Origin of the sequence: Streptomyces sp. NBC_00846 (genome assembly GCF_045207325.1) — a bacterium.
Classification (GTDB): Bacteria; Actinomycetota; Actinomycetes; order Streptomycetales; family Streptomycetaceae; genus Streptomyces.
Genome location: NZ_CP108846.1, coordinates 6,379,831 through 6,396,084, shown reverse-complemented (window position 1 = coordinate 6,396,084; position 16,254 = coordinate 6,379,831). Strand labels below are relative to the sequence as shown.

Here is a 16,254-nt window from a genome sequence, read left to right as displayed (position 1 = left end):
TGAACGCCCCGGTGGCCGGCCCGGCCACGATCCGCCGGACCGGCCACGGAACGGGCCCGGTCCGGGGCCGTTCCGTGGCCGGTCCCGGAACGGGCCCGCGGGCGGTTCAGACCCTCGTTTCGCGCACCACCAGTGGGGTGCCGAGCACCTGGTGTCCGCCGGTGGCCAGCATGCGCACCTCTCCGCGGTCGCTGATCTCCGCACGCACGATTCCGGTCTCGTCCTCGTAGATCGGGTACCCGCCCGCGCCCGACTGCGCCGTACGCCGAACGGTCACCGTGTCGTCCTCCACGGCCGACGCCTGAAATACCAGCTCGTAGCTCTCCGGGTAGTCCATGGCGATTCTCCCGATACAGATGGGGCAGGGCATGGTGCCACGTGCCACTTCCATCGTCCCCCAGACCGGCCCCCGGCGCCCGGTCCGGCGGCCCACGGCTGCGGTCTCATGCCCAGGCAACCTATCCTGAACCCATACGGGCGGTTCGACGGCATCAGGGCGCATACCGCACACATACCGCATGTACGCCCCCTTTCCCCCGAGTCGCGTGTGCGCGATGCACGACCGGGATCCCCAAGACCGGGAAGGGACTGACCATGAAGGATGGCGACATGGGAGACGATGTCTACCAGCCCCAGGAACCGGAGGCCTCCGATCCCACCGAGCAGCTCGACATCGAGGACACCCTGGACGACCGGGGGCTGACCGACCTCCTCGACGAGGGCTACTCCCCGCCCGAGCGACCGTGGGCGGTGGAGGACCAGGGCACCACGGCCGCCGAACAGCACAGTGGCGAGCCGCTGGAGAGCCGTCTGGCCCGGGAAATTCCGGAGGTCACCGAGGCCGCGGGGGACGACGTGGGGGACCTGTCCGACGGTGACGGCGAGCCCTGGGACGCGGAGGTCGGTACGGTACGCGCCGGCCGTCTCACCCGGCAGCTGGACATCAACGAGCCGGACACACTGACGGCCGAGGACGTCGGGATCGACGGAGCGGCGGCATCGGCCGAGGAGGCCGCCATGCATGTCGTCCGGGACAGCCAGATCTGAGGAGGCGCCTGCTTCTTCCTCCTGCACCGCTGCCCTGCTGCACCGGCATTCCGCTGCGCCGAGTTCCCGTGGCACCGACTTCGTCCTGTACCGAACTCGTCCTGCACCGAATTCCTCATGCAACGGTGCCAGACAGCCCGTTCCTCTGCCCCGCCGCATGACCTCGGAGGTAATCGACGCCTTCCGCACCGTCGGACATCGTGTTCCTCACCAGCACACGGAGCCCGGTCCGGGGACCGGGACGCGAGGAGAGGACAGCACGATGACCGCACACGAGGACGCCGTTCAGCGCTACTTCGTCGCCTGGAACGCGGCCACTCCCGAGGATCTGGAGAAGGCCGTGGCGGCCGCCTTCACCGAGACCGCCACCTACACCGACCCGCTGGCCGATGTGCGCGGCCACGAGGAGCTCACGGCCACGATCAACGGGGCCCATGAGCAGTTCCCCGGGTTCGAGTTCCGACTGACCGGCACCCCGGACGGGCACCACGCCATCGTGCGCTTCAGCTGGGAGCTGGTCTCCACCACCGACGGCTCGGCACCCGTCGCAGGGTCGGACGTGCTCGAACTCGCCGACGACGGGCGCATCGCTTCGGTCAGCGGCTTCCTCGACCGGGTGCCCGGAGCCTGACCCCGGAGCCTGATCCGGCCCCGGAGCCGAGCCCGACCCCTCTGGCGTCCGGGTGGCCGAACCGGCCCCCGGACCGCCTCGTCGTCACGCGGCTCCGCGGTCCTGCCCGTCGAAGAACTTCCCGCCCTCCAGAAGGGTCTTGAGCGACGAGAGGATCATGATCCAGCCGCCGCTGACACCCTCCAGCATCTTGCTGTCCGGGCTGTCGAACCCGTCGTGGGTGATCGTCAGCTTGACGCCCATCTCCGCAACCTCGGCGGGCTCGATGTCGAAGGTGACCTTCGACCGTTCCCGGACGGCCTTCTCCCACGCCTCGTCCGAGGCGAAGCCGAACATCTCGCGGTGCATGGGCTGCAGGGTGTGCCAGGTGTACGAGAGCCGCTTGCCCGGCTCCGCCACCAGGACCCGCTGGCCGACCTCCTCGAACTCACCGTCCGGGGACATCTTCCAGCGGACCGGTGCACCGACCTCCCACGTCGAATCGGGGCCGTGACCACCCATGTAGACCTCGATGAACTCGGGGTCGGTCAGTGCCTGGTAGAGCTTCTCGGCGGTGGTCCGGATGTAGATGACGTAGACGAACTCGGGCTTGTCCATGGCCGTTCCTTCCAGCGTCTGCCTGAAGTGGGACAGTGCGCCCAGGCGGTGGCGCTCATACCGGCCGATCCAGCGATCGGCGACCTCCTGGACGGGCCCCGGGTCGAGGTAGTGCAGCTTCTCCCGGCCCCGGCGCACCGCGGTGACCAGCAGCGCCGCTTCGAGTACCGCGAGATGTTTGCTCACCGCCTGCCGGCTCATGCCCAGGCCCTCGCCCAACTCCCGCAGAGTCTGGCCACCCCGCGCGTCGAGCCGGTCGAGGAGCTTACGGCGGCTCGGATCGGCAAGCGCCTTGAATATCGCGTCCATCGTCATCGTGTCCATCGTCGCCATCGCGTCACCGTCATCTGCTGTCCCGAACCCTCACCATAGGCAACCCACTGGTTGCATGTCGAGCCGGGCGCACCGCCCAGCGCTTCCGGGGCGCCGGAGCGATTCCTGGAATTAACTTCTGATGTCTTGTCACGGCCGGGTCTACGCGCATAGCTTTTGCCCTCACCACACTTCGGGAGCAGCCCACCGTGCGCATATCCAGACCTCGTTCCGTTCTGCTGTCCGGCGCCGTCGCCGTGACACTGTCGGCCACCGCTCTGCCTGCCGCCTTCGCGACTCCGTCCTCGACCGCCGTCATCTCCGAGGTGTACGGCGGCGGGGGCAATTCGGGTGCGACGCTCACCCGCGACTTCATCGAGCTGGCCAACGCCGGCACCGCCGCGTACGACCTGTCCGGTTTCAGCGTGCAGTACCTGCCGGCCGCCCCGTCGGCCGGCTCGCTGTGGCAGGTCTCCGCCCTGACCGGGTCCGTCGCCCCCGGCGGCCGTTATCTCGTCGCCGAGGCCGCGGGCACCGGCGGCACGGTAGCCCTGCCGACGCCGGACACCACCGGCACGGTCGCGATGGCGGCCGGCGGCGGAACCGTCGCGCTCGTCTCCGGCACGACCCCGCTGACCTGCAAGACGGCCGCCGACTGTGCGGCCGACTCACGGATCGTGGACCTCGTCGGCTACGGCACCGCGGTCGTACGGGAGGGCAGCGGCCCCGCCACGGGAGCGTCGAACACCTCCTCGGTGGCGCGCGGCACGTCCCTCGCCGACACCGACGACAACGCCGCCGACTTCACCGCGGGCGCCCCGACACCGGTCAACTCGGCCGGTGAGACCCCCGGTGGTTCCGACCCGGGCGACCCCGGCGGCCCGACCGAGCCCGGCACCGTCCGGATCCACGACATCCAGGGCACCACCCGGGTGTCACCGCTGAACGGCCGGCAGGTGACCGGAGTCCCCGGCATCGTCACCGGCGTACGGACCACCGGTTCGCGCGGCTTCTGGATCCAGGACACCGAGCCGGACGCGGACGCCCGGACCAGCGAGGGCGTGTTCGTCTTCACCGGCTCCACCGCCCCGGAGGTCGCCGTGGGCGACTCGGTGCTGGTCAGCGGCAAGGTGGACGAGTACTACCCGTCGACGACCACCCAGTCGATCACCGAGATCAGCGCCCCGAAGACGACGGTCCTGTCCTCGGGCAACGCGCTGCCGGCCCCGGTCGTGCTCGACGCGGCCTCGGTGCCGGACGCGTACGCTCCGTCGGCGGACGGCGGTTCGATCGACTCGCTGGCCCTCGACCCGTCGGCGTACGCCCTCGACCTCTACGAATCGCTCGAAGGCACCCGGGTCCGGATCTCCGACACCCGGGTGACGGGTGCGACGACCGCGTACGACGAGATCTGGGTGACCGTCAAGCCGGACGAGAACCGGACCGGGCGGGGCGGCACGCTGTACTCCTCGTACAGCGACCAGAACACCGGCCGTATCAAGGTGATGTCGCTCGACCCGGCCGAGCCGGTCCCCGTCGCCGACGTCGGCGACGTGCTGTCCGGCACGACCACCGGTGTCATGGACTACGCGTCGTTCGGCGGCTACAACCTCCAGGCCACCGAACTCGGCACGCTCACCGACAACCACCTGCGGCGCGAGGTCACCCGGAAGCAGAAGGGCAAAGAGCTCGCGGTCGCCACGTACAACGTGGAGAACCTGGACCCGCTGGACGAGCAGGCCAAGTTCGACACCCTCGCCAAGGGCGTCGCGGTCAACCTCTCCTCCCCGGACATCGTGTCGCTGGAGGAGATCCAGGACGACAACGGTGCGGTGAACGACGGCACGGTCGGCTCCGAGGCGACGCTGAAGCGGTTCACCGACGCCATCGTGGCCGCGGGCGGTCCGCGATACGCGTGGCGGTACATCGCCCCCGAGAACAACAAGGACGGCGGCGAACCCGGCGGCAACATCCGTAACGTCTTCCTCTTCAATCCGAAGAGGGTCGACTTCGTGGACCGCGCGGGCGGCGACGCGACGACCGCCGTGACCGCGGTGAAGACGAAGAAGGGGGTGACGCTCTCGGCGTCGCCCGGCCGGATCACCCCGACCGACGCGGCGTGGGCCGACAGCCGCAAGCCGCTCGTCGGCGAGTTCAGCTTCCACGGGAAGCCGGTCTTCGTCATCGGCAACCACTTCACGTCCAAGGGCGGCGACCAGCCCCTGCACGGCCGCTACCAGGAGCCGAAGCGCAGCTCGGAGACCAAGCGGGTGAAGCAGGCGGCGGAGGTCAACACCTTCGTCAAGTCACTGCTGGCCGCGGATGATTCGGCCCGGGTCATCACGCTCGGCGACCTCAACGATTTCGCGTTCTCACCGACGATGGACGCACTGACCAACGGCGAGGTGCTCAAGCCACTGATCACCACCCTGCCCGCGAGCGAGCAGTACAGCTATGTGTACGAGGGCAACTCGCAGACGCTGGACCACATCCTGACCAGTCCCGGCATCCGCCGCTTCGACTACGACGTGGTACACATCAACGCGGAGTTCGCCGACCAGGCGAGCGACCACGACCCGCAGGTCGTGCGCGTGGACGTCAACGCGCAGGGCAACGGCGGGCACTGACCGCCGGGCCCGCGAAGGCCGCGGGCCGTTCGGTGTGGGTGGGGCCGGACCGCACCCACACCGGGGCTCCGGCCCACGGCCCGAGCCGCCCCTCACGCCCCCGGCACCGGGCTCGCGCCAGGGCCCTGCCCTGCGACCGCCTTCACGGTCGCCGGGCAGGGCCCTGACCTGCGCCTCAACCGCGTTGGAGTGAAAGGGAGTTCGACACACCGGCTCATAATTGTCATGGCCGAGACAGATCGATACTCTGAGCGGGCTTCGCGGCCCTCGGCCCACCCCACTCGGGCCCGGGGGCCGTTCTTTCTCCCCCACCGAGCAGGAGCAGGTATGCCCAGACGCGCCGCCCTCCACAGCAAGGCCCGCGCATCCGTTCTCGCGGCCCTCACCGCCACCGTCCTGGCCGCGACCGGCACCCCGGCCCTCGCCGCCCCGGACGACGGACACCCGATGAACCGGGCGTTCGCACGGGCGGCCGAGAGGTTCGACGTACCGCGTGATCTGCTCGCCGTCGTCGGGTACGGCGAGACCCGGCTCGACGGCCACTCCGGGCGCCCCAGCCAGGCGAACGGCTATGGCGTGATGCATCTGGTGAGCAACCCCGTGAACCGGACACTGGAGCAGGCGGCCGCCCTCACCGGCAAGCCCGTGGCCGACCTCCGCAGCGACACCGCGGCCAACATCCTGGGCGGCGCGGCGGTGCTGCGCAGCTACGCTGACAAACTGGGCCTCGATGCCCGGGACCGCGACGACATCGACGCCTGGTACCCGGCCGTCGCACGGTACAGCGGCACGGACGGGCCGACGGCCGCCTTCTACGCCGACACCGTCTACACCTTCCTGGCCGACGGCCTCGACGCCGTCACCCCCGGCGGTGAGCGGATCTCGGTGACGGGACGTCCGGTCTCGCCCGACAAGGGCTCGCTCACCGCGACCGACGTGCGCACCCAGAGTCCCGACTACCCGTACGCGCTGTGGGTTCCGGCCGCCGCGAACAATTTCACCGTCGGCCGCTCGGCGAAGATCGACAAGGTGATCGTGCATGTCACGCAGGGCTCCTACGCGGGCTCGATCAGCTGGTTCCAGAACCCGACGGCGGAGGTGAGCGCGCATTACGTGGTGCGCTCCTCCGACGGCCAGATCACCCAGATGGTGCGTGACAGCGACACCGCGTACCACGCCCGGAGCGCCAACGCCTCGGCGCTCGGCATCGAGCACGAGGGGTTCATCGACGACCCGTCGTGGTTCACGGACGCGATGTACCGGTCGTCGGCGGCCCTGACCAAGTACCTGTGCGACCGGTACGGGATTCCGAAGGACCGGGCACACATCATCGGGCACAGCGAGGCGCCCGGCAACGACCACACCGACCCCGGGCCGTACTGGGACTGGACGCGCTACATGCAGTTGCTCGGCGGGAACACCGGCGGCGGCAACACCGGCGACGGGCTGAGCTTCACCGCGTACGCGACCCAGCGGAGCGGCTCGACGGGCGCCCAGGTGACGGCCGTTCAGCAGCTGCTCGGCGAGCAGGGCTATCCGGCGGGCGCGGTGGACGGCAGCTTCGGCCCCGCCACGCAGGGCGCGGTGACGGCGTTCCAAGCGGCTCGTGGGCTGCACGCGGACGGCGTCGTGGGAGCCAGGACCTGGACAGCGCTGCTGTCGGCCGGCGCGACGGCGATGCTCAAGCAGGGCGACTCGGGCGACGGGGTGAAGCGGCTCCAGCGCTCGCTGACCGCGGCGCTCAGTTCGACGGTGGGCGTCGACGGGAGCTTCGGCCCGGCGACGGCGACAGCGGTGCGCAGCTACCAGACGAGCCGGGGGCTGACGGCCGACGGCATCGTGGGACCGGGAACCTGGGCAGCGCTCCAGGCAGGGCGCTGACGAGCCCTACGGAAAGAGAGACCGTGGCGCCGTCCGGCGTGAGGTGGACGGCGCCGGGTGCCCCGGGCCCCGGTGCGCGCACCGGGGCCCGTTGAACCACCGGGGCCCGTTGGACCACCGGGTGTCAGGCCCGCTTGGCCCTGCGGCGGGCCGCCACGACGAGGCCCGCACCTGCGGCGAGCACCGCGGCGCCGCCGATGACCAGCGGGACCGTGCCGCTGCTGCCCGTCGAGGCCGGGTCCCCACCGCCGGTCCCGGGCGTCGCGCTCTTTGACGGGCTCGACGTGGGCGGCGCGACGGGCTGGGACGCGTCACCGGACGGCGTGCCGCTCTCCGAGGACGGCGTCACTTACGCGGACGGTGTGCTGTCCACCGGCGGTGTGGTCCCGGGCGTGCCACTCGGCATCGGCGTGGCGGACGGTCGGCTGTGTTGCCGCCCCAGATCACCGGCACGCACGCGACGTTCCCGAAGTCCGCCAGGACCTCCTCCGGTGGGGGCACTGTCAGGATCGTCATCCCACGGCTCAAGCTCCCACCCATCGCCAGGAGTTGGCCGCATGCGCCACAACCTGGCCAGGGGCGGACCCGTGGAGACGACGAAAGGCCCCGCCTCTACGATGGACCGATGACGTCTATCAAGCAGATCCAAGTCACCTTCGACTGCGCAAATCCTGAGCGCGTCGCTCGTTTCTGGTGCGAGGTGTTGGGGTACGTCGTACCGCCGCCACCGGAGGGGTTTGCCACTTGGGACGATTTCGATCGCTCGCTGCCGCCTGAGCGTCAGGGTTCGGCATTCGCCTGTATTGATCCCTCAGGTGTGGGCCCGCGACTGTTCTTCCAGCGCGTTCCCGAAGGCAAGGCCGTCAAGAATCGACTGCATCTTGACGTGCGGGTCGGCACCGGGCTCGTGGGTGAAGAGCGCCTGGCCGCACTTGAGGCCGAATGCGCACGACTGATCGCGCTCGGCGCGGTACGCGAGCGACTGCTGCTTGCCGATGGCTACAACGAGTCGTGCCTCGTGATGCAGGACATCGAGGGCAACGAGTTCTGTCTCGACTGAGTGAGCGCGAACGCGGCACCTTCGCGAGTCGACTGGTGCAGGTCGCCCTCACGCGGCTCGCCAACGGTCCTGGTCCAGAACCAACCCTTCGGTGTCCACGAGCAGGGACCGGTGCGGGGTGGGCGCCGTTCCGCGTCTACCGCCACCAGTGGTTCGTACGCGCCCGCCGGTGCGAGGACGCTCCCATCCTGGGCAGGGAGCGGGTCGTCAGCGTCCTGCGTCGCTGACGACCCGTCGCCGGGCCTCACTCCTCGTCGGTGTCGTCCGGATCACGCAGCGGACGCAGGCCCCCGGGCAGGTCGGGGAGGAGACGGGCTGCTCCTACGGCGGTGTGCACCGCCCGCATCACGACGCCGGGTCACCTTCCGCCCCCGGGGCGGAGCCATGGAGCACCGAACCGCCCACCGCGTCTCGGCCCCGGGAGGCCAGGACCGAGGCGGCTGAGGAGCCGATCAAATCGTGTCCGCGACCTTGATGTAACCCCGCTGGATGACCCACTTCTGGTTTGTGTGATTGACGCACTGCCAGATGCGCATGCGGTCACCGTTGTTGCGGGTGTTGCCGGCGTCCAGGCACATCTCCTGACGCTTGCCCATCGTGTCGGCGAGCACAATCTGCGCGTTGCGGACGATCCACTTCTGGTTTGTGTGGTTGACGCACTGCCAGATGCGTACGCGGTCACCGTTGTTGCGGGTGTTGCCGGCGTCCAGGCACATCTTCTTGCCGGCGCCGATCGTGTCTTCAACCTTGATCTGCCCATTGGTGATCACGAACCGCTGGTTTGTGTGGTTGACGCACCGCCAGATACGTACGTGATCACCGTTGTTGCGGGTGTTGCCGGCGTCCAGGCACATCTCATTTGCAGCCCGGGACGCAGGAGCCGCCACAGAGGACGGCGCCCCCGCGCCGAGGGCGAGCATGAGCGCCGCGCCAGTGAGGGAGCCAAGGCAGCGAGGAGAAAGAAGCGAAGCCATGAACACAATCCCAATCGTTGAAGGGGAACCGAGAGCACCGCACGAGACCAGCAGTCGGTGCCCCCGCATCCTGGATGCCGCTGTCGGTCGCCGGTAGCGGATATCTGCAGGCACCCCCCGTTAGAGCGAAGCAAGATCACCCATCCGCAGGAGCCATAGGCACATCACGGTGACGCCTCCCGCAGAGCTGTGCGGGGCGTGATGCCTCGGCCACGGAGCCATTGGCGCAGGCGACGGTTGTCGTACGCCTGGTCTGCATGCGGCTTGGCGGGCCTGCGGCGGCGCGGTCCGCGGAGGGGCCGGATCGGCGGGATGCCGCCCCGGGAGAGCCACCGCCTGTCCGCCCTGGATCCGGCCACGGCGGCGACGACAGCGGCCGCGACGGCCGCGAAGCGGGCGCCTTCCGCGGCCTGACGGGGTGCCTGCACCGCCCAGGGGGCCGTCGGACGCCACCGGGACAGTGCACGTAGCATCAAGTCCCACGTCACGTTTGAGTAACCTGCCGGAAACCCTTGACGTGTCTCCTGACTCGTTCTTAACCTCATTGCATAGTTCGCATTCCTTGCAGTTCACGTGCTGCGGCGCTTTCCGCAGTGTTTTGACAGGCACAGACATAGACCACCTGTCGGTGGTTTCGTCATGCCTGTTTTTTTGTGCTCCCCGTGCCGCCGATGGGTCTTCCTCGAAGGCGGATTCATGGCACAACGTCCGAGCGTCAAAGGCGTCGCCGACGTCGTTGCGCTCATCGATGGGCTGGGAAAGATCACCGGCCGGGCGCAAGTCATCTGGTTTTTCGTGTTCGGCGGGCTGTTTCTCGACGCCTATTCGAACGCCGCGCTGAGCGCCGGTCTGGGACCGATGACGTCCCAGATGGAGCTCACCAGCACCCAGGTCTCGATCCTCACGGCCACCGCTCCGGCCCTGGCGATCATCTTCAACCCGGTCGGCGGCTGGCTCGCCACCCGGATCGGCCGCGTTCCCCCGCTGCTCATCGCCAAGGTGTTCGCCATCGCGGGCGCCCTGCTGGCCGCGTTCGCCGGGGACTTCACCGTCGTCTGGTTCGGCCGGGTCCTGGTGGGTGTCGCGTACGGCATCGACTTCGCCGTCGCCATGGCGCTGCTCGCCGAATACACGCCCGCGAAGCTGGGCGGCCGGCTGAACCTGTGGCAGGCGGTCTGGTACGTCGCCACCACCAGCAACCTCGCGCTCGCCCTGCTCTTCTTCAACCTCGACGTCGGCGCGGACATCTGGCGCTGGTCGGTCGGCTCGGCCGCGGTCGTCGCAGTCGCCCTGCTGCTGGGCCAGTGGCTGATGCTCCAGGAGAGCCCCACCTGGCTGGCGAGCAAGGGCCGGCTGGACGAGGCCGTCGTCAACCTGGACAAGATCTACCAAATCAAGGCCGTCGCCGGTAAGCCCGACGAGGCGACCCGCGCGGCCACCGAGGCGCCCGCCATCGGGTTCCGTCAGGCCGGACTGCTCTTCAAGGGCGAGTACCTGCCCCGAACGATCCTCTCCTCGGTCATCTCGCTCGGGCAGTCGATGCAGTACTTCGCCGTCGGCTGGTACCTCCCGCTGATCAGCCTGACCATCTTCGGCGAAAGCTTCGAGAAGGCCACCATGGGCTCGATGGTCTTCAACGCCTTCGGTATCGCGGGCGGCCTCCTCTCGGCGTACTTCGGCCGGCGGCTCGGGCTGCGGCTCAGCTCCGCGGCCGGTTTCGCCGGGGTCTTCGTCGCACTGCTCGCGATGGGCCTGACCTTCGAGAAGGTCCCCACCGCAGTGGCGTTCCTGCTGCCGGTGCTGTTCATCCTCTGCCACTCCGCGGGTCCCGGCGCCAACGGCAAGTCCATCGCCGCACTCTCGTACAGCAGTGATGTCCGCGCGCTCGGCACCGGTGTCACCGGGATGGTCGGCAGCTTCGGCAGTGTCGCCGGGCTGTACGTCTTCCCGCAGATCAAGGACTCACTGGGGCTCGCCGACACCTTCCTGGTGCTCTCCGTCGTGCCGCTGCTCGGCCTGATCACCTGCCTGGCGATCAAGTGGGACCCGATGAAGGCCGCGTCCCCCGACGAGGCCGCCGGCCAGGGCCGGGCCGCCGACGGCGCCCCGGCCGGCTCACCGGAAGACGCGCGGTCGACCGCGCGCTGACCCGGCCCCGGACCTGCCGCACCACACGATGGTCCCCTCCCCTCTCGTATCCCTCCGCACAGCTCGCGATGCTCGCGATGAAAGGGCTGCAATGACGCAGACGTTCCCCGGCGCCGCCGCACGGCGCGGTGTGCTGTCCATCGACGAGGGCACCACGGGCACCAGGGCCGGAGTCGTCCTCGACTCCGGCGCGGCCCACGAGGTGTTCTACCGGTCGATCAAGGTCAGCCATCCGGACGACCTCTCGGTCGAGCAGGACCCGATGGAGATCTGGAGCGCCACCGTCGAGGTGGCGCGCCAGGCCGTCGGCCGGGCCCGCGAGGAGGGCATCGAGATCACCGCGGTGGCGCTCTCCACCCAGCGGGCCACCGCGATGCTGTGGGACCGGGTCACCGGGCGGCCGCTGCTGCCCGCGGTGGTGTGGCAGGACCGGCGTTACGCGCACGAACTCACCGCGTACGAGGCAGAGTGGGACGCCACCCTGCTGGCCCGCCAGGGCCGGCCGGTCGGCGCCCGCGCCCCGTTCCTCTGGGCCGCGCGGCAGATCGCCGCGCACCCGGAGGTGGCCGCCGCGCACCGCGAGGGCCGGCTGCTCTTCGGCACCGTCGACACCTGGCTGATCTGGCGCCTCACCGGTGGTGCCGTACACGCCACCACCCCGACCAACGCCGCGTCCAGCGGTGGCTATCTGCTGGAGCGGCATGCCTGGGACGAGGAGTGGATCAGCCACCTCGGCTTCCCCCTCGACCTGCTGCCGGAACTCCGCTCCGACGACGCCGGATTCGGTACGACCGACCCGGCCGCCCTCGGGATCGCCGTCCCGCTGGCCGCCTCCATGGGCGACCAGCACGCCGCACTGATCGCGCTCGGCGGCCTCGCCGCCGGGCAGGGCATGTGCGTGTACGGGACCGGCGCCTTCGTCGACGCGGCGACCGGCACCACGCCCGCCCTGCCCCGGCCGGACATCTCCGGGGTGCTCGCCCAGCCCGGCCGGCGGCAGGGCGACACCAGCCACTACAGCCTGGAGGCGTACACCTCCACGGCGGGTTCGGCGCTGCGCTGGCTCTGCGACGACCTGGGGCTGTTCGCATCGCCGAAGGAACTCGGTGAGGAGGCGGGCCGGGTCCCCACCCGGCCGGGCCGCACCCCGCGTTTCGTCCCGGCGCTCGCCGGGGTCCGTACGCCGGTCTGGCACCCGGAGGCCACCGCCTCCCTCACCGGGCTCACCCTCGCCACCACCCGTGCCGACCTCGCCCGCGCCGTGCTCGACGGGATCGCGCACTCGGTGTGCGACCTGATCGACGGGGTCGCCGACACCATGGGCACACCGTTCACCCGGCTCCGGGTCGGCGGCGGGGTCTCCGGCAGCGATCCGCTCATGCGGATCCAGGCCGACCTGACCGGCCTCCCGCTGGAGCGGGTCTTCGACTCCGCCACCGCCAGCCTGCGCGGCACCGCCTACCTGGCCGGTGTCGCCCAGGGCCTGTGGTCCTCGCTCGAAGAGGTCGTCGAGGCCCAGCCGCACGGCCAGGTCTTCGAGCCGTCGATCACGGCGGCCGAGCGCGCCGAGCAGCGGGCCGCCTGGCGCGACCTGCTGATCGCCCACCTGAACGACCCCGCGCTGCTTCCCCTGACCAGCCCCGAACCCCGAACCCCCCACTGACGGCCCCCGACCGTCGCACTGGCGGCCCGTACCCGACCAAGCGGCCGCCGCACCGAAACACCAGGAGTTGATGTTGTGATCACCATGCCCGCCCGGAAACCGCGGCGCAGCGCCGCGGCGACCCGCCGAACGCCCCTGCTGCTCGACCGGGCAGCCCTCAAGCGCCGGCTGGCCGACGACACGTACGACGTCCTCGTCATCGGCGGCGGCATCACCGGGGCGTACGCCGTGCTCGACGCGGCCTCGCGCGGGCTGCGTGCGGCGCTGGTCGAGAAGGACGACTTCGCCTCCGGTACGTCGTCGAAGTCCTCGAAGATGGTGCACGGCGGCCTGCGGTACATCGAGCAGGGCAACGTCAACCTGGTCCGCCACTCGCTCCTGGAGCGCCACCGCTTCCGCAAGAACGCCCCGCATCTGGTGCACCGGCTGCCGTTCCTCTTCCCGATCCTGGAGAAGGAGGGCATCTTCGACGCCCGCCTCGCCAAGGGCTTCGAGGGTCTGCTGTGGACGTACGACCTGGTCGGCGGCTGGCGGATCGGCAAGCTCCACCAGCGGCTCACCGTTCCCGAGGTCCTCGCACAGGCGCCGACGCTGCGCGCGGAAAACCTCAAGGGCGGGCTGATGTACTTCGACGCCCGCACCGATGACGCCCGGCTCGTCCTGACCATCGTCCGGACCGCCGCCGCGCTCGGTGCGACGATCCTCAACGGTGCCAGGGCCGAGGGTCTGCTGATGCAGATGGGCAAGGTGGCCGGTGCCCGGGTCTCGACGGACGGCGACACGATCGACATCCGCTCCCGCGCCGTCGTCAACGCCACCGGGGTGTGGACCGACGAGCTCGACGCGAAGGCGGACGACGGTCACAAGCCGCAGGTACGGCCCGCCAAGGGCGTCCACATCGTGGTGCCTTGGGACAAGGTGCGGATCAACTGCACGGTCACCGTGCCGATCCCGGGCCGGGCCCGCCGCGCGACCTGCACCCGCTGGGGCAACAGTGTCGTGCTCGGCACCACGGACGAGGACTACCAGGGCTCCCCCGACGATGTGCACTGCACTCGCGAGGAGATGGACTTCCTGCTGGAGGGCGCCAACACCGCCTTCGAGGGGAAGCTCACCCCGGACGACGTGGTGGGCTCCATCGGGGGTCTGCGTCCGCTGGTCGGCGGCAAGGAGGGCGCCACGCTCGACATGCGCCGCGACCACCACATCACCGTCGGCCGCACCGGCATGGTGACGGTGACCGGCGGCAAGCTCACCACCAGCCGGCACATGGGCGAACTCGTCATCGACAAGGTGATGACGGTCCTCGGCCGCAGGGGGAAGAGCCGCACCACCGACCTCCCGCTGCTCGGCGGCGCCGGCTACGACGCCGAGGCCGTCGCGGCCTCCGGTGGCATCGCCGCGCACCTGGGCGAGCGCTTCGGCACCGAGGCCCGCTTCGTCGGCGACCTCATCCAGGACGATCCGACGCTGGCCGAGCCGATCGTCGCCGGACTCCCGTACACCAAGGCCGAGGTCGTGTACGCGGCCCGCGCCGAACTGGCCCGCTCGGTCGACGACGTGCTCTCCCGCCGGATGCGTGCCCGGCTGTTCGCGCGGGACGCCTCCGTCGACGCCGCCGGGGCCGTCGGCGCCATCCTCGGCCGGGAACTGAACCTCACGGAGGCCGAGGTGGACCGTTCGGTCTCCGAATACCTCGCAGCCGTCCGTCACGAAAAGTCCGTACTCCTCGAAGGGGCAGCAGCATGATCAGCCGTCAGACCATCACCCACCCGTTCAACCGGGGCAACTACACGATCGGCGCCCCCAGCTTCGCGAAGTGGGCGCAGAACACCCCGATCGGAGACGGCGAGGCCGCCCTCCAGGTGAACCCGGTCGAGGTCCCCGAGACCGTGATCGAGGCGCTGCGCGAGGCGGCGCACGCGGTGCACACCTCCCGCGACGAGGTCGTCACCCGGACCCGCGACTGGTGGGCCGGCTCGATGATCGGCGAGACCGAGGGCCGTCCGGCGACGCCGAACGCCGTGATCGTCGAGGCGGCCGACGCCGACCAGGTCGCGGCCGTGCTGCGGATCTGCCACGAGGCCGGCATCCCGGTCACCCCGTCCGCGGGCCGCTCCAACGTCACGGGCGCGGCGCTCCCCGTCTTCGGCGGCGTCGTCCTGGACGTCTGCGGGCTGAACCGGATCACCGGCTTCGACGCCGAGTCGAACGTGGTGGACGTCGAGGCCGGCATGTTCGGCGACCTCTTCGAGAAGCAGCTCCAGGAGGAGTACGGCGTCACCACCGGCCACTGGCCGTCCGCGTTCGCCGTGTCCACGGTCGGCGGCTGGATCGCCTGCCGGGGCGCCGGTCAGCTCTCCACCCGGTACGGCAAGATCGAGGACATGGTCGTCGGCATCGACGTCGTGCACGCGGACGGTACGCGGGCCACGTACGGCGACTACGCCCGTGCCGCGGTCGGTCCGGACCTGCGCCAGCTGTTCGTCGGCTCCGAGGGCACCCTCGGCGTCATCGTCTCGGCGCGGCTGCGGGTGCACCCGCTGCCGGAGTACGCGAACGCCGTGGCCTTCGGCTTCACGACCTTCGCGGAGGGTCTGGACGCCTGCCGCGAGATCATGCAGCGCGGTGCGACCCCGGCCGTCCTGCGCCTGTACGACACGCTGGAGTCGGGCACCCACTTCGGCCACCCGGAGACCAACCTCCTCCTCATCGCCGACGAGGGCGACCCGGCCATCGTCGACGCCTCCATCAAGGTGGCGACCGAGGTCTGCGAGGCGTACGGCCCCGAGCTGGACAGCAAGGCGGTCTTCGAGCGCTGGCTGGACGAGCGGATGCTGGTCGGCAAGTCCGCCGACGGCTTCAAGCCGGGGCCGGGCTTCGTCGCCGACACCCTGGAGATGGCCGCGTCCTGGACGGACCTCCCGGTGATCTACGACGAGGTGGTCGCCGCGATCCAGTCGGTGGACGGCACCCTGGCCGCATCGGCCCACCAGTCCCACGCGTACACCGACGGCGCCTGCGTCTACTTCTCGCTGCGCGGCGATGTGGCACCCGAGTCGCGCCGCGACTGGTACCGCTCGGTGTGGGACGCGGCCAACGCCGTGCTCATCAAGCACGCGGCGGCGCTCAGCCACCACCACGGCTGCGGCCTGCTGCGCGGTCCCTACCTGGAGGAATCACTCGGGGCGGGCTTCGCGACGTTCGTCGCCGTGAAGAAGGCCCTGGACCCGGCCGGGATTCTCAACCCTGGCAAACTGGGCCTTCCCAGCCGATTCGGTACGTCTCCGCTGAACTGATCTCAGCAGCCTCGA

At 70.2% G+C, this 16,254-nt stretch carries 13 protein-coding genes; 9 read left to right on the top strand and 4 right to left on the bottom strand.

The window, feature by feature from the left end; all coding sequences use genetic code 11:
• Nucleotides 1–106 precede the first annotated feature (106 nt).
• Nucleotides 107–337, bottom strand: coding sequence for a DUF6296 family protein (locus tag OG936_RS29430; RefSeq protein ID WP_266749599.1), 231 nt, complete (start codon nucleotides 335–337; stop codon nucleotides 107–109).
• Nucleotides 338–594: 257 nt separating this feature from the next.
• Here OG936_RS29430 and OG936_RS29425 point away from each other — a divergent pair, with 257 nt between their 5' ends.
• Complete coding sequence (locus tag OG936_RS29425; RefSeq protein ID WP_406498789.1) at nucleotides 595–1,047, top strand: DUF5709 domain-containing protein; 453 nt, start codon at nucleotides 595–597, stop codon at nucleotides 1,045–1,047.
• A gap of 262 nt (nucleotides 1,048–1,309) precedes the next feature.
• Nucleotides 1,310–1,678, top strand: coding sequence for a nuclear transport factor 2 family protein (locus OG936_RS29420; RefSeq protein ID WP_406498787.1), 369 nt, complete (start codon nucleotides 1,310–1,312; stop codon nucleotides 1,676–1,678).
• A gap of 84 nt (nucleotides 1,679–1,762) precedes the next feature.
• On the opposite strand, the gene OG936_RS29415 is transcribed toward OG936_RS29420, so the two are convergent.
• The gene (locus OG936_RS29415; RefSeq protein WP_406500655.1) at nucleotides 1,763–2,584 is read right to left on the bottom strand and encodes an ArsR/SmtB family transcription factor; all 822 of its coding nucleotides are present in this window, start codon (nucleotides 2,582–2,584) and stop codon (nucleotides 1,763–1,765) included.
• Nucleotides 2,585–2,796: 212 nt separating this feature from the next.
• Between OG936_RS29415 and OG936_RS29410 the strand changes: the two genes are divergently transcribed.
• Entirely contained in the window at nucleotides 2,797–5,214 is a 2,418-nt protein-coding gene (locus OG936_RS29410; protein ID WP_406498785.1) for an endonuclease/exonuclease/phosphatase family protein, read from the top strand.
• A 327-nt stretch (nucleotides 5,215–5,541) separates the two neighbouring features.
• Nucleotides 5,542–7,095 (top strand): peptidoglycan-binding protein, encoded by a 1,554-nt coding sequence (locus tag OG936_RS29405; RefSeq protein ID WP_406498783.1) that lies wholly within the window; start codon nucleotides 5,542–5,544, stop codon nucleotides 7,093–7,095.
• A 124-nt stretch (nucleotides 7,096–7,219) separates the two neighbouring features.
• Here OG936_RS29405 and OG936_RS29400 read toward each other — a convergent pair whose 3' ends face one another.
• Nucleotides 7,220–7,444: an LPXTG cell wall anchor domain-containing protein gene (locus OG936_RS29400; RefSeq protein WP_406498782.1), complete on the bottom strand. Its 225-nt coding sequence runs from the start codon at nucleotides 7,442–7,444 to the stop codon at nucleotides 7,220–7,222.
• Nucleotides 7,445–7,720: 276 nt separating this feature from the next.
• Here OG936_RS29400 and OG936_RS29395 point away from each other — a divergent pair, with 276 nt between their 5' ends.
• Nucleotides 7,721–8,155, top strand: a complete 435-nt coding sequence (locus tag OG936_RS29395) for a VOC family protein (RefSeq protein WP_406498780.1) — start codon at nucleotides 7,721–7,723, stop codon at nucleotides 8,153–8,155.
• 452 nt (nucleotides 8,156–8,607) lie between these two features.
• On the opposite strand, the gene OG936_RS29390 is transcribed toward OG936_RS29395, so the two are convergent.
• Nucleotides 8,608–9,129, bottom strand: coding sequence for an RICIN domain-containing protein (locus tag OG936_RS29390; protein ID WP_406498779.1), 522 nt, complete (start codon nucleotides 9,127–9,129; stop codon nucleotides 8,608–8,610).
• Nucleotides 9,130–9,825: 696 nt separating this feature from the next.
• Here OG936_RS29390 and OG936_RS29385 point away from each other — a divergent pair.
• From OG936_RS29385 to OG936_RS29370, 4 genes are all read left to right on the top strand, one after another.
• Entirely contained in the window at nucleotides 9,826–11,277 is a 1,452-nt protein-coding gene (locus OG936_RS29385) for an MFS transporter (RefSeq protein WP_406498777.1), read from the top strand.
• 91 nt (nucleotides 11,278–11,368) lie between these two features.
• Entirely contained in the window at nucleotides 11,369–12,940 is a 1,572-nt protein-coding gene (locus OG936_RS29380) for an FGGY family carbohydrate kinase (protein ID WP_406498775.1), read from the top strand.
• A gap of 75 nt (nucleotides 12,941–13,015) precedes the next feature.
• Nucleotides 13,016–14,689: an FAD-dependent oxidoreductase gene (locus OG936_RS29375; protein ID WP_406498773.1), complete on the top strand. Its 1,674-nt coding sequence runs from the start codon at nucleotides 13,016–13,018 to the stop codon at nucleotides 14,687–14,689.
• Entirely contained in the window at nucleotides 14,686–16,239 is a 1,554-nt protein-coding gene (locus OG936_RS29370) for an FAD-binding oxidoreductase (RefSeq protein ID WP_406498771.1), read from the top strand. The genes OG936_RS29375 and OG936_RS29370 overlap by 4 nt, the downstream gene beginning before the upstream one ends.
• The last annotated feature ends 15 nt before the right edge of the window (nucleotides 16,240–16,254 follow it).